Source organism: Streptococcus sp. VTCC 12905, from assembly GCF_049893385.1.
GTDB lineage: Bacteria > Bacillota > Bacilli > Lactobacillales > Streptococcaceae > Streptococcus > Streptococcus suis_AA.
In genome coordinates this window covers 156026-169957 of the sequence record NZ_JBMVJC010000001.1, presented here as the reverse complement: position 1 = coordinate 169957, position 13932 = coordinate 156026, and the positions used below count along the sequence as shown (strand labels likewise).

Here is a 13932-nt window from a genome sequence, read left to right as displayed (position 1 = left end):
CCCTCTTGAAATGAGGAACAAGGCCGTCGCCTAAAATTTTATTATTTCATTGTCCACTTGACAGGGAGCTGTTCAAAGAACAGACACAGTTCCAATTTTATACTTCCGGAGTGAGAAAGTTTCTTTCTTTTTCATAACTTTTCCTCCTAGTTTTTCTCCTTCATTATTGGCAAAACCAATAAATATATTAAAACATAAAATTGTCGGCATCGCAAGTATATTCTGAAAATTCAGTTATTTCTTCAAACTATAACTAGCTATCAATAATATCTATAACCATAGATACAGATAATGCACACTAAAAAGGGAGTGAGCAAGACATTCATGATGGCTCCGTCCTTAATGAAAATAAGCATAAAGCCCTCACTAAGATTATATACCTAATGAGTGCCTTGTTGTTGGTGCATTATTAATGTTAATTATGATGACAAAACTACTCCACCCTACTGATAAGAACCACAATATGCGCTCAAGAATATGACTAAAATTCAGTAGATAGGCTCTCTAATTTTAAGAAGGAAGGAATTGTTATAGATAATCATGTGTAGATAAAGTCGACATTGTCGTTTGTATTCCCCTCAACTTGTCCAAAGTGTTACTTAGCTACATTTGATACAACGACTAAAGGTCTACGTGCTTACCACGATTTTCTCAGTCAATTTCATGTGGAAGCTGTTGGTATGGAAAGCACAGGTGTCTATTGGTGACCTGTCTGGCATGCTGGTAATACTTGCTCAACCAGCCCACATGAAGGCCATTACAGGTCAGAAAACTGACAAGCAAGATGCTTACTGGATTGCCAAATAAATGCGGATTGGTCTGCTACCTCGGAGTTTTGTTCCCGATGTAATCATTCCAGAATTGAGAAAGTTGACCAGACAACAGAAACATTATAATATTGGGACTTTTCTCATCTCTTTGTTAAGACAATCTAAAAAAATGCTAATCTCCCTCAAATATCCTACGAACGGCATGAATTTGTGAAATTGGAACTGCAACGAGCAAGGAATCACCCATAAAAAGTTGGCTGTTTCCTTTCACAATCCTAGACTTTCCGTGATGAATTTGGCTGGTAATCAAGCATGAATCCGGCAAACGTAACTCACTTACAAAGGTTTGATCCAAAGTTTCGTTGACAACAACCTCTATTAAGGTCATATGTTCTTGCTGTTCTACTTCTTCTGGCAGAATTTTTTCCAACATCGCTTCGTAGACAGGCGCGCCACCTAAGATGTCCATTATCACATAGGAACTCAAAGCCACCAACCCAATGACCATCAATTGATTCAAACTTCCTACCATTTCAGTTACAAGAATAATAGCAGTTAAAGGGGCTTTGGAAATCGCTGAAAAGAAGCCTGCCATTCCCAATACAATAAACAATAGCATCTGGCCCTGACTGATGAAACCAATATCAAGGAAGAACCGTGCAACAAATAGACCAAGGAGACTTCCCAAGGTTAATATAGGCAAAAAGATTCCCCCTGGTAAACCAGAACCATAAGAAATCATACCCCATACAAATCGTATTAAAATCAAGATTGCTAATGTCAGTAGCCCTTGATCCAGATGTGGAAGCTCTAAAATCAAATGATGCCCGCCACCCAATAGATTTGGGAAATAATAACCAATCGGCATGATGAACAAAAAGGCAAATACACTATAATACGGAGCTGGTAGAGGAATGATTTTTGCAAGCATGGTAAAGAAAAATTGTATGTTGAGGATAACAACTTCATATACATATCCAGCAAACCCAAGGAAAATGCCAAGTAAGATATAGATCCAATATTGGTCAAGAGATAGTAGCTGCAAATCTTCCGGCATGTGCAAAACAGGTGTTAATCCAAAAACATGTAAGGAAATAAAGTTTGCAGTGATACTAGCAGCTAAGGCTGAGACCCAAACCAGCCGCGAAAACTGATGATAGACTTCCTCTACAACAAATAAAAGTCCAGCTATTGGGGCATTGAAAGCCGCTGCCAAACCAGCCGCGGCACCACTAGCAATTAAACTCCTTCTTTCCAATTCACTGGATTTAAGAAGAACTGATACACCTTTTCACTGGATTTAAGAAGAACTGATACACCTTTAGCTGTTACAGCACCTAGTTGAATACTGGGACCTTCTCGACCCAGCATTAAGCCCGATGCAATAGATAAAACGCCACCGATAAATTTTTTCCAAAGAATTGACCACCAACTTAAATCCATCAATCCTTTTAGTTCCGCTTCAACTTGAGGAATTCCGGAACCTTTTGCATTGGGTTCGTACTTAATCAAGTGGCCAACAAGTAAAGCTATAACCAGATAAAGCCCTCCAATAAGAAGTAAATAGATTGGATTGTCTGTTGCCAGAGGATAGAGGTGTGAAAAAACACCAAATAGTTTTTTAATGGCTAAGCGAAATACAACAACCACTAAACCAGCAGCAATACCAACTATACTACCACGCAGAACCGAATAGAGGATTGATTGCGAAATAAAACTAACTTCTTTCCGGTGATTTTCCATTGGAATTTCCTTTCCATTATTTCTATAGTATACACGCCCAAAAAATGGGAGCAATAAGTACTTAGTAAAGAACCTCACTCCCATTCTTATATTTATGTTGCTACCTGTCCAATCAAATTATTTACGATACATTTTAAATTGGAGGTACAAATCATTGTAAGTACCAAGTAGTTCTTTTCCTAAATTATCATAAACTTCCATCTGCTTCATCGTTTCCTCAGAAGGATAGAAAGCTTCATCACTTTGTGTTTCTTCATCCAACATAGCCTTGGCTGCAGGAATTGGAGTGGAATAACCCACGTATTCTGCATTACGCAATGCATTTTCAGGACGAAGCATGAAACTCATAAAAGCATAGGCGCCATCAATGTTTTTAGCTGATTTGGGAATTACCATGTTATCAAACCAAAGATTCGATCCTTTCGATGGCACGACATAGTGAAGATGTTCATTTCCATCCAACATTTCACTGGCTTCACCTGAGAAAGACACCGCAATGGCTGCTGCATCTTGTATCATATAGCCCTTTATTTCGTCAGCAACAATAGCCTTGATATTTGGTGTCAGATTGTAGAGATGTTCAGCTGCTTCTTCAATCTCTACAGGATTTTTAGAATTCAGGCTATAACCTAGGGATTGTAGACCAAAGCCCATAACCTCACGCACGCCATCAATTAACATGATGTTATCACGGTATTCGTCGGACCATAGGTCTTTCCACTCTTGAGGAGGATTTTCAACCATAGTATCATTGTACACAATCCCCAAGGTTCCCCAGAAGTAGGGGATAGAATAGTCATTATTCTTATCAAAGCTCAATCCCATAAATTGAGGGTCAATGTTCTCCAAACCTTCGATTTTAGACTTATCGAGCTTAACCAGCATATTTTCTTCCGTCATTTTGGAAATCATATATTCTGATGGAACTGCTAAATCGTAGATTGTTCCCCCCTGCTTGATCTTTGTGTACATGGACTCATTGGAATCAAAAGTCTGATAATCAACCTGAATTCCTGTCTCGGCAGTAAATTCATCTAGTAATTCAGGATCAATATAATCGCCCCAATTATAGATAACCAATTTATCTAACGTTCCTTGTGTCGAATCAGCTTCTAACTTGTAGCTGATTCCCCATAAAACAAGAATAATAGCTACAATACCTACAAAAAATGAATACAGTCGTTTCATTAGTTGGCCTCCTTTTCACGTGAAAGGAAATAATAACCCACTACCAACAAGATAGAGAAAAGGAACACAACCGCTGACAAGGCATTGATTTCCAAAGAAATACCTTGTCGAGCCCTTGAGTAGATTTCAACCGAAAGATTTGAATAGCCATTTCCTGTTACGAAAAAGGTTACAGCAAAGTCATCCAAAGAGTAAGTAAAAGCCATGAAATAACCCGCGATAATTGCCGGCGTCAGATAAGGCAACATAATTTCTTTCAGAATTTGTGGCTGAGTTGCGCCCAAATCATATGCAGCTGAAATCATGTCCGCGTTCATTTCTTTCAAACGGGGTAAAACCATCAAGACGACGATTGGAATCGAAAAGGCAATGTGACTGAGTAAAACAGAAACAAACCCCAATTGAAATCCAATCATGGTAAAGAGAATCAAGAAACTTGCCCCAATCATAACGTCAGGTGCCACCATCAAGATATTATTGATAGACAAGAGGGCATTTTGAAAACGAAGTTTTGCCTGATAAATATAAATTGCTCCAAATGTCCCTATAATGGTTGCAATCAAAGAACTTAAGAAAGCAAGTAAGAATGTCTGAGCTAAAATCAGCATCAGTCGGCTGTCACCAAGCATCGAAGAAAAATGCTCCAAGGTAAAGCCAGTAAAACCATTCATATCTCCTCCAGCATTAAAGGAATAGAAAATGAGATAAAAAATGGGTAAATAAAGCACGAGGAAGGCAATGGTTAAGTAGACATTTGCAAATTTCTTCATTATTTCTTCCTCTCTTTCGTCATCCACATAATCAAGAGCATGGCTAAAATCAAGACCACACCAATGGTTGAACCCATTCCCCAGTTTTGTGTTGTGAGGAAATGCTGCTCGATGGCAGTACCCAAAGTAATCACTCGGTTACCTCCAATCAAACGAGTCAACATAAAGAGGCTTAAACTTGGAATGAAAACAGCCTGTACCCCAGAACGGACGCCATTCATAGAGAGAGGAAAAATAACCTTTGAAAAGGTTTGCCAAGAAGTTGCACCCAAATCACGACTAGCGTTGATAAGATTCTTATCCAAGTCATCCAAAGCGTTAAAGATTGGCAAAATCATAAATGGAATCTCAATATAGGCTGCAACAGCAATAAAGGAGAAATCTGTAAAGAGAATTTGTTGAGTCCCTAACCCCAGAAACTCTAAAAATTGATTAATGGAACCATGTTGACCGAAAATACCGATAAAAGCATAGGCTTTCAGCAAAAGATTTACCCAGGTTGGCAAGATAATCAACATGAGCCAGAGTTGTCGATGCTTGAGCTTGGTCAAGAAATAGGCAGTCGGATAGGATACCAAAAGGGTGACCAAAGTAATAATACCTGCGTAAAAAATGGAGTTGAAACTCATTCGCAGATAGGTAATATTTGGTGAATTAAAATAGGTTTGATAGTTAGCCAAAGTGAAATTGCCATGAATATCAAAGAAAGATTTAAAGATAATCAAAGCAACGGGTGCTAGTACAAAGAGAAAGACCCATAAGGCATAAGGAATTGCAAAGAGCCTAGAGGTTTTCTTCATTGCGTTCCTCCTCGATGGCATTAATCAAACCATCTTCCACTTCATCCACCTCAACATACTCTTCGATACGGGCATCAAATTCTTCTTCAGTTTCATTGAGGCGCATGATATGAATATCTTCTGGCTCAAAACTGAGACCAATCACCTCACCCACAATGGCTTTACGAGTGGAATGAATCATCCATTCGTTGCCTAAATCATCGTAGGCTATAATTTCGTAGTGAACACCACGGAAAAGCTGTGTATCGACTTTAACCTGTAGTTTTCCTTCTTCAGGTAAGGTAATTCGTAAATCCTCTGGGCGAATGACTACCTTAACTTCCTCATTCGGTCGCATACCACCGTCAACAGCTTCAAACCGTTTGCCATTGAATTCTACAAGATAGTCTTCAATCATACGTCCGGAAAGAATATTGGACTCACCGATAAAGGTTGCAACAAAATGGTTAATTGGCTCATCATAGATATCTACAGGTGTTCCAGATTGGACAATCTCACCCTCATTCATGACAAAAATCCAATCGCTCATGGCCAATGCTTCTTCTTGATCATGCGTTACGAAAACGAACGTGATTCCAAGGCGCTGTTGCAACTCACGCAATTCATACTGCATTTCAGTCCGAAGTTTTAAGTCTAAGGCAGATAAGGGTTCATCCAGCAAGACAACGCGTGGTTGATTGATAATGGCACGCGCGATTGCAACACGCTGCCGTTGTCCACCAGACAATTTCTGAATGGAACGTTTCTCATAACCAGAGAGGCGAACCATTTGTAAGGCTTCTGTCACACGACGTTCAATTTCTGACTTATCTACCTTACGCAATTTTAGAGGAAAAGCCACATTTTCAAAGACAGTCATATGAGGGAAAAGGGCATAAGACTGAAAAACGGTATGGACATCACGTTTGTTGGTTGGCACATCATTTATCCGTTGGCCATCCAAATAAATATCGCCAGAGCTTGCATCCAATAAGCCAGCGATAATATTCAAAATAGTTGATTTTCCAGAACCAGAGGCGCCTAACAAAGTGTAAAATTTGCCCTCCTCTAATTCAAAATTAATGTCCTTTAAAACAGTTGTTCCACTATCTTCAAAAACTTTAGATACATGTTTAAATTCAATAATCGGCTTTTTCAATTCACATAAATTCCTTCTTTATACAGTAGCCAATTGGCTAAAGAGTTTCGGCAGGGTCGCCAATAATACGTACTTCACGCTCTAAGGTAATGCCTGAAGATTTTTCTACAGTTTCAATGACATGTTTAATGAGACTTTCATAATCATTTGCAGTCCCATTTTCAACGTTTACCATAAAACCTGCATGTTTTTGAGAAACTTCTACACCACCAATGCGATAGCCTTTTAAGCCTGCTTCCATTATCAGTTGACCAGCAAAATGGCCAAGTGGCCGTTTAAAGACAGAACCACATGATGGTAATTCCAATGGTTGTTTTAACTCACGCAAATGGGTCAGACGGGCCATTTCTTGCTCGATAACTGTGTAATTACCAGGACGAAGAGCAAATTTTGCAGATAAAACAATTGCGCCATTTTCCTGTAAAATAGAAGAACGATAGCCAAAGCGTAATTCACGATTATCTAATGTTTCTACATAGCCAGCAGGCGTCAAAATTTGTGCAGATACTAAAATATGCGATACTTCGCCACTATAAGCGCCAGCATTCATATAGACAGCTCCACCGATGCTACCAGGTATTCCACAAGCAAACTCGAAACCGGTCAGTGAATGAAATAGCGCAACTCTAGTTGTCTCAATCAAGTTAGCTCCAGCCTCTGCTTCGATAGTATAGCCAGAAACAGTTACCGTATTTAATTTATCCATTCGGATAACAAAACCACGAATACCACCATCACGAACGATGACATTACTTGAATTTCCAAGCACTTGCCAGGGAATCCCTTCACGTTTCGCAAATTCAATGACACGAACAATTTCATAACGGTTACGAGGAAATACTAAATAATCAACTGCTCCGCCGACATTTGTGTATGTGTACTCTTTCAAAGGCTCATCAAAACGGATATCGATGCCTTCAAGTTCAACTCTTATTTTATTTTTCATATCCTTCTCTTTTCCAAGTTATATACGGAGAATATTATACCAAAAATTCGGATAAAAAACGAATAGAAAATAAAATATATTAAATTGAAGCTTTAAATAAAAAAAGCCCATAACTGGACTTTCATTTATAAAATAACTTGAATTCCCTTTGTATCAACTGTTAGGGAATGGACAGAGCCATCTAGTTGCAGAGCTTCAATCGCCGCAATAAGTTCAGCTTCTTTCTCAGCAGGTGCCAATACCATCACGGTCGGTCCAGCTCCAGAGAGATAGGTTGCATAAGCGCCAATTTCTTGCGCTAACTGCTTAATCGGACAAAACTCTTTAACAAGTAGTTGCCGATAGGGTTCATGAAACATATCTAACTGAATCAGTTGACCCGCTTTTTCAATATCTCCTGACATAAGGCTTGCAATTGCAACGTTAGCAATCGAACTAGCAGCAACCGCCTTTTTATAGCCCATTTGTGTAGGAAGAACACCTCTACTTTCACTTGTACGAAGAGGATAATTTGGAATAAACGCAACAAAACTTGTTGGTGGAAAATCAGTTACAACTGCTTGAACTTTTTTGTTGACATAGCTTGAAATGACCAAATTTCCATAAATAGCTGGAGCTACATTATCTGGATGTCCTTCAATCTTTGTAGCCAATTGCAACTTTTCATCTTGGCTCAGGTTAAGTTTCCCTAACTGATTGGCCAGTTCGATACCTGCAACAATGACTGAACTAGATGAACCTAAGCCACGAGCTAAGGGAATATCGCTTTCCATTTTTAAACGATGTGGTTGTATATGTTTTGCAACTGTCAGGGCAGTCCGGATGAGTAAATTATTTTGATCAGAGGGAACATGTTCTAATTGATGCTCAACAATCCACTCATTAGTATGTTCTAGAACTTCAACCGCAAGATATTTTGAGAGTGCTACACCAACAGAATCAAACCCTGGTCCAATATTTGCTGATGTCGCTGGAACAATAATTTTCATAGACTATTCCCCCAAAACCTTAAAGGTGTTAACGAGTGTGAAATCAGTCGCTTCTGCTAATTTTCTAGTTACCTGCTCCAACTGTGTTTTGTTCATCGCATGTGTAACAATTACAAGGCGAGCAGTGTCGTCCTTTGTACCTTTTTGTAGGATTTGTTTAAATGAAATTCCCTCAGAATGGAAAATCTCTGCAATTCGTAACATTTTTCCACTTGTGTCTGGAGTCAGAATTGAGAAATAGTATTCGCTTGTCACATCTTCTGGTATAGCTAATTGAAGAGGGCGAGAATATTCATTAAATGGTTTACCTACAGTTTTATCTTTCATCCTGCGTACAATTCGAATGATATCAGCGATCACACTGGTTGCAGTTGGCTTTTGCCCCGCACCTGGCCCATAATACATGGATTGGCCAATACCGATAGACTCAACAAAGACCGCATTCATTACTCCATTCACACTTGCTAACGGATGGTTCTTAGGCAAAAAGGTTGGTGAGACTTCAGCAGCTATTCCTGAAGCTGTTTCTCGAACATCACCTACCAGTTTGATGACATACCCCAGCTCTTGAGCTACCGCAACATCTTCAGGCGTAATAGTGGTAATTCCTTTATGTCCTACATCATCAAAATCAACGGTCATCCCAAAACCAAACTGACTCAAGATAACTGCTTTATAGGCAGCATCAATTCCTTCTACGTCATTTGTTGGATCAGACTCAGCATAACCCAACTCTTGGGCTGTTTCCAATGCTTTCTCATATGTCCAACCTTCATCTACCATTTTGGTCAGCATAAAGTTTGATGTACCATTTAAGACACCCAAAATGCGGGTAATTTTATCCGCAGCAAATGAATTCACAAGCGTACGCAAGATAGGAATGCCCCCAGCTACTGCTGCCTCATAATAAAGTGCTAACCCTTTCTCTTCAGCAAGTAAACGCAACTCTGTACCATGAACGGCCAATAAATCTTTGTTAGCTGTTACAACATGTTTGCCAGCTTGTAAAGCACGAATGATAAATGTTTTTGCCGGTTCAATTCGCCCCATTAATTCTACAACAAGAGCAATCTCTGCATCATCTAAAATATCATCAATATCGGTCACAAAATGAAATTGGTGACCAGCAGCTACCAAACGTTCTTTTTCAGCCTCATCTTTTACCAATACCTTATCAATTTCAATCGAATCCCCAGCAGCTTTTTCAATTTTTTCTTTATTTTCTTTCAATAGAAATGGTACACCACTTGCTACTGTACCGAATCCCAATAATCCTACCTTGATAGCCATGTTCTCTCCTTATTTAAATGTATTTCGACTATTATACCAAATATTCTGATAATTTTCCAAATAATTTGATATAATTAATTTATCTAGACTCAAAGGAGAACAATCATGTCGCGTAGACGTAAAAAACAACCTAAACCATCCAAGAAATATATTCATTATATTTTTCTCTCTCTTCTTACAATTTTTGTACTAAGTTTGATTTATCTTCTACTTCCCACCTTGATTCCTCGCTCTTCAAATGCTTCACAGACTACTGTTTCTAGCCAATCAAGCAGTCAAGCATCTACTCAAAATACTACTACAGCTGATTCCAATTCATCAACCCAAACAAGTTCTGTAAACTGGGTTAAAGTGGATGAGCCTGTCCAAATACCGATTCTCATGTACCATGCGATTCACGAAATGGCTCCTGAAGAGGAAGCAAATGCCAACTTAATCGTCTCACCAGCAATTTTTGAAAGTCATTTGCAAGTTTTAGAAGAAAATGGCTACTACACTCTTACACCGGAAGAAGCCTATAAAGTTCTAACTGAAAATGTTCTTCCACAGGACAAAAAGGTCGTTTGGTTAACCTTTGATGATAGCATTTGGGATTTTTATTCTTATGCCTATCCTCTTTTGGTGAAATACCACATGAAGGCGACAAACAATGTAATAACTGGTTTTACCGAAAATGGAATTGAAGGATATTTAACCCTTGATCAGATGAAAGAGATGCAAGCAAATGGGATGTCTTTCCAAGGACATACAGTCAATCATCCTGACTTAGAGGTAAGCAGCACTGATGATCAGATGAGCGAATTGATCCAATCCAAAAATTATTTAGATAGCCAACTTAATCAAGAGACTATTGCAGTAGCTTATCCATCTGGTAGCTACTCACAAGATACCCTAAACATCAGTGAGCAAGCCGGTTATAAATTAGGTTTAACTACAAATAATGGCTTAGCTAGTCTAGCGGATGGCTTATTAAGTCTTAATCGTGTTCGCGTTCTTCCAACTACAAGTGCAGAAGGACTCCTAAATGAAATAACACCATAATATCCACTGATAGATACCATACTTTTTTCAAACCATGTCCTTTCAAAGGGGTTTGGTTTTTTCTTTTTGTAATTGCTGATGATACACATTTTCTGAAAAAAATAGAGATACCCATTTAGGCATCTCATTTGAACTCATCTAATTATTGTTCTGCTATGATCTTATCCAAAATGAAGCGTTCTTCATCCGATAATTCATAGCAAGCTAGTAAATCTGGACGTCGATCATAGGTTTTTCTAATACTTTGTTCCAGTCGCCACTTCCGAATATTTTCATGATGACCACTCATCAACACATCAGGTACGACCATGCCACGATATTCATAGGGACGAGTATATTGTGGGTATTCCAATAAACCAGAAGAGAAACTATCATCTGTATGACTGGCTTCTTTCCCAATGACCTCTGGTATGAGACGAACAGTCGCATCTATCATGGTCATCGCCGCCAATTCTCCACCTGTCAAGACATAATCACCTAGTGAAATTTCATCGGTGACTAGTGTCTTGATACGCTCATCATAGCCCTCGTAATGCCCACAGATAAAAATTAACTGGTCTTCTTTTGATAATTCTTCTGCATAGGTTTGATTAAATGTCCGACCAGCAGGATCCAATAAAATAACGCGAGGATTTGTCTTTTCAATCGCATCCATTGTATCAAAAATTGGTTGAGCCCTTAATAGCATCCCTTGCCCGCCACCATACGGCTCATCATCAACATGTCGCGCTTTCTCTGCTTTTTCTCGAAAATTATGGTAGTTTACTTCGAGAATTCCTTTCTCTCTCGCCTTTCCGACAATTGAGTGCTCTAACGGGGCAAACATCTCAGGAAACAGCGTTAAAATATCAATTCTCATCGTCCAAACCCTCAAGTAATTCGACATCTACACGATTGTTTGGAATATCAATATTCAACACAACTGGTGGGATATATGGTAAAAGCAAATCTTTCTTTCCTTTTCGCTTAACCACCCAAACATCATTGGCACCTGGCTGAAGAATTTCCTTTATTTGACCAATAACTTGATCATTTTCATAGACATCTAAACCAATAACTTCATGATAGTAAAATTCACCATCTTCAAGATCTGTCAGTTTTTCTTCAGCGATTTTTAAACTGTACCCTTTATATTTTTCAATATCATTAATAAAGTTCATTCCCTTAAACTTGATAATATCAAAATTCTTTGCCTTGCGATGATTAGCAATTTCCACATCCATAACAAATTGGTCTTTTTCATCGAAAAGTGCTAGGACTGAACCTTTTTTAAACCGTTCCTCCGCGAAATCTGTTACTGATAAAACCCGCATTTCTCCTTGTAAACCTTGAGTATTAACAATTTTACCGACATTAAAATAATTCATGATAACTTCCTTTGTATTTCTATCCATTTATTTTAACATGTAGCGGAAGAATGCACAAGGTTTAGAAAAAGTACCAATTGAATCGATACTTTTCACTGTACACTATTATCCCCTATTTAGACTGGCTGAACTGGCTTTGATAGAGGTTATAATAGAAACCTTTGTCAGCCAAAAGACTTTCATGATTACCTTGTTCGATAATCTGCCCATCTTTCAAGACCAAAATCTTATCAGCTTCCTGAATAGTTGATAAGCGATGGGCGATGACGAAACTTGTCCGCCCCTTCATCAATCGTTTCATAGCCTTTTGAATCAAAAGTTCCAAGCGAGTATCAACTGAAGAAGTCGCTTCATCAAGGATAAGAATGGCTGGGTCCGCCAACAAGGCACGCGCAATGGTCAAAAGCTGTTTCTGACCTTGGGAAATATTGCTGGATTCCTGGTTCATTTCCATATTATAACCGCCAGGCAGGGTACGAATAAAATGGTCTACGTTTGCGGCTTTAGCAGCCTCCACAATTTCCTCATCCGTCGCATCCAGACGCCCAAAACGTAAGTTTTCCTTAATCGTCCCTTCGTAAAGCCAAGCATCCTGCAAGACCATACCAAATTGACTACGATAGGATTGACGAGAAATATTACGAATATCCTGACCATCCACCTTGATAGCACCGGATGTGACATCATAGAAACGCATGAGTAAGTTGATGAGGGTTGTCTTACCAGCCCCCGTTGGTCCAACGATAGCTACCATTTCACCCGGTTTAACTTCAAGATTAAAGTTACGGATAAGTGGCTTGTCTTCTGAATAGCCAAATTCGACCTGTTCAAAGCTAACTTGTCCGGTCAGAGTAGCTGTCAACTCCAGCGCATTGGCGTCTTCTTCGTCAGGCTCATCTAAGACTGAAAAGATGCGTTCAAGGGAAGATTTAGCAGACTGTAACTGAGGAGCCAACTGGGTCAAGGTTTGGACAGGCTGAGAAATCTGCCAAACGTATTGGACGAAGGCCTGCATGTTACCAACCGTTAGTTTACCTGCTAGGACTTTCAAACCAGCAAGTAAGGCTACGACAACATAGGCAATATTAGAAAAACCGTGAACTAAAGGCATGAGCAAACCTGATACGAAACTGGCTTTGAAGCCGACTTCCTGCAAATCTGCGGTAATCTGGCGAAATTCTTCTGTAGAGATTTCCTCTCGTCCATAGAGTTTGAGGACGTTAAAACCTGTTAGATTTTCCTGCACAAAACCGTTCAATCGTCCCAATGCATCCGCCTGTTGTTTAAAGTAGGGCTGGGACTTGCCCATGACAAACTTGGAACCCAAATAGGTCACTGGAACCAAGGTTGCGACTACGAGAGCCAGGGATATATCCAACCAAAAACACATAAACATGGCTAAAAAAAGGGTTAGTACAGCATTGACGAGCTGAAGAAAACTTTGTTGCAAGGCATTTGAGACTGTCTCCACATCACTTGTAAATCGACCTAATAGGTCACCATACTGGTGTTTATCGAAATAGGAAATGGGAATTTTGTTAATCTTGTGACTCAAATCCTGACGCAGTTCTTTGGTTGCTCCCTGTACCGCCTTAGTCATGAAATAGGTAGAACCATAGGCGCCGATTTCATACATAAGGGCACGAAGGGCATAGAGCGCAAGCATGATGGCAATATAGGAAGCATTGATATGGGCACCTTCTACTCCATTTGCTATATCTAACAGATTTCTAGTCAATTCTGTAATAATCAGTCCTAAAACGAAGGGTTCCAGGGCATTCATCACTGCGCTAATGGTTTTTAGAAAAACAGCCAAAAATACTGAAGATTTATAATGACGTAAATAGTCCCAAACACGGATAAATACTGATCTATTCTTCATAATTCCTC

General features: G+C 39.2%; 12 protein-coding genes and 2 pseudogenes. 2 read left to right on the top strand and 12 right to left on the bottom strand.

The window, feature by feature from the left end; translation table 11 throughout:
- Positions 1-72: 72 nt before the first annotated feature.
- Positions 73-135 (bottom strand): YSIRK-type signal peptide-containing protein, encoded by a 63-nt coding sequence (locus ACPC58_RS00875; protein WP_354318863.1) that lies wholly within the window; start codon positions 133-135, stop codon positions 73-75.
- A 443-nt stretch (positions 136-578) separates the two neighbouring features.
- On the opposite strand from ACPC58_RS00875, the pseudogene ACPC58_RS00870 reads away from it, so the two are divergent.
- Positions 579-894: pseudogene (locus tag ACPC58_RS00870) on the top strand (IS110 family transposase); the annotation flags it as partial.
- A 48-nt stretch (positions 895-942) separates the two neighbouring features.
- Here the strand turns inward: ACPC58_RS00870 and ACPC58_RS00865 are convergent.
- The 8 genes and pseudogenes from ACPC58_RS00865 to ACPC58_RS00830 form a co-directional block, all read right to left on the bottom strand.
- Positions 943-2513 (bottom strand): annotated as a pseudogene (locus ACPC58_RS00865) (ClC family H(+)/Cl(-) exchange transporter).
- A 117-nt stretch (positions 2514-2630) separates the two neighbouring features.
- On the bottom strand, positions 2631-3701 hold the full coding sequence (locus ACPC58_RS00860; protein ID WP_434064951.1) for an ABC transporter substrate-binding protein: 1071 nt from the start codon (positions 3699-3701) through the stop codon (positions 2631-2633).
- Positions 3701-4471 carry an ABC transporter permease gene (locus ACPC58_RS00855; protein ID WP_434064950.1) on the bottom strand — a complete coding sequence of 257 codons (771 nt, stop codon included), beginning with the start codon at positions 4469-4471 and terminating at the stop codon, positions 3701-3703. Before ACPC58_RS00855 ends, ACPC58_RS00860 begins: the two co-directional genes overlap by 1 nt.
- Positions 4471-5271, bottom strand: coding sequence for an ABC transporter permease (locus ACPC58_RS00850; RefSeq protein ID WP_171989453.1), 801 nt, complete (start codon positions 5269-5271; stop codon positions 4471-4473). The genes ACPC58_RS00855 and ACPC58_RS00850 overlap by 1 nt, the downstream gene beginning before the upstream one ends.
- A complete protein-coding gene (locus ACPC58_RS00845) occupies positions 5255-6409 on the bottom strand; it encodes an ABC transporter ATP-binding protein (protein WP_277837752.1) in 1155 nt (384 codons plus the stop codon). Before ACPC58_RS00845 ends, ACPC58_RS00850 begins: the two co-directional genes overlap by 17 nt.
- 37 nt (positions 6410-6446) lie before the next feature.
- Entirely contained in the window at positions 6447-7355 is a 909-nt protein-coding gene (murB, locus tag ACPC58_RS00840) for a UDP-N-acetylmuramate dehydrogenase (protein WP_217373824.1), read from the bottom strand.
- A 125-nt stretch (positions 7356-7480) separates the two neighbouring features.
- Positions 7481-8344: a homoserine kinase gene (gene thrB / locus ACPC58_RS00835; RefSeq protein WP_217373825.1), complete on the bottom strand. Its 864-nt coding sequence runs from the start codon at positions 8342-8344 to the stop codon at positions 7481-7483.
- Positions 8345-8347: 3 nt separating this feature from the next.
- Positions 8348-9634 carry a homoserine dehydrogenase gene (locus ACPC58_RS00830; RefSeq protein WP_434064949.1) on the bottom strand — a complete coding sequence of 429 codons (1287 nt, stop codon included), beginning with the start codon at positions 9632-9634 and terminating at the stop codon, positions 8348-8350.
- 105 nt (positions 9635-9739) lie between these two features.
- On the opposite strand from ACPC58_RS00830, the gene ACPC58_RS00825 reads away from it, so the two are divergent.
- A complete protein-coding gene (locus ACPC58_RS00825; RefSeq protein ID WP_434064948.1) occupies positions 9740-10675 on the top strand; it encodes a polysaccharide deacetylase family protein in 936 nt (311 codons plus the stop codon).
- A gap of 142 nt (positions 10676-10817) precedes the next feature.
- Here ACPC58_RS00825 and trmD read toward each other — a convergent pair whose 3' ends face one another.
- The 3 genes from trmD to ACPC58_RS00810 form a co-directional block, all read right to left on the bottom strand.
- Entirely contained in the window at positions 10818-11534 is a 717-nt protein-coding gene (gene trmD, locus ACPC58_RS00820) for a tRNA (guanosine(37)-N1)-methyltransferase TrmD (RefSeq protein WP_172036186.1), read from the bottom strand.
- Complete coding sequence (gene rimM, locus ACPC58_RS00815; protein ID WP_274503877.1) at positions 11524-12042, bottom strand: ribosome maturation factor RimM; 519 nt, start codon at positions 12040-12042, stop codon at positions 11524-11526. The genes trmD and rimM overlap by 11 nt, the downstream gene beginning before the upstream one ends.
- Positions 12043-12154: 112 nt before the next feature.
- Positions 12155-13924, bottom strand: coding sequence for an ABC transporter ATP-binding protein (locus tag ACPC58_RS00810; protein WP_274503878.1), 1770 nt, complete (start codon positions 13922-13924; stop codon positions 12155-12157).
- Positions 13925-13932: the final 8 nt, after the last annotated feature.

Excerpts from the sequence above, each read along its gene's own strand:
- murB (WP_217373824.1), bottom strand. The coding sequence starts at position 7,355 with ATGAAAAATAAAATAAGAGTTGAACTTGAAGGCATCGATATCCGTTTT.
- trmD (WP_172036186.1), bottom strand. The coding sequence starts at position 11,534 with ATGAGAATTGATATTTTAACGCTGTTTCCTGAGATGTTTGCCCCGTTA.
- ACPC58_RS00810 (WP_274503878.1), bottom strand. The coding sequence starts at position 13,924 with ATGAAGAATAGATCAGTATTTATCCGTGTTTGGGACTATTTACGTCAT.
- ACPC58_RS00825 (WP_434064948.1), top strand. The coding sequence starts at position 9,740 with ATGTCGCGTAGACGTAAAAAACAACCTAAACCATCCAAGAAATATATT.
- ACPC58_RS00830 (WP_434064949.1), bottom strand. The coding sequence starts at position 9,634 with ATGGCTATCAAGGTAGGATTATTGGGATTCGGTACAGTAGCAAGTGGT.
- thrB (WP_217373825.1), bottom strand. The coding sequence starts at position 8,344 with ATGAAAATTATTGTTCCAGCGACATCAGCAAATATTGGACCAGGGTTT.
- ACPC58_RS00850 (WP_171989453.1), bottom strand. The coding sequence starts at position 5,271 with ATGAAGAAAACCTCTAGGCTCTTTGCAATTCCTTATGCCTTATGGGTC.
- ACPC58_RS00855 (WP_434064950.1), bottom strand. The coding sequence starts at position 4,471 with ATGAAGAAATTTGCAAATGTCTACTTAACCATTGCCTTCCTCGTGCTT.
- ACPC58_RS00860 (WP_434064951.1), bottom strand. The coding sequence starts at position 3,701 with ATGAAACGACTGTATTCATTTTTTGTAGGTATTGTAGCTATTATTCTT.
- rimM (WP_274503877.1), bottom strand. The coding sequence starts at position 12,042 with ATGAATTATTTTAATGTCGGTAAAATTGTTAATACTCAAGGTTTACAA.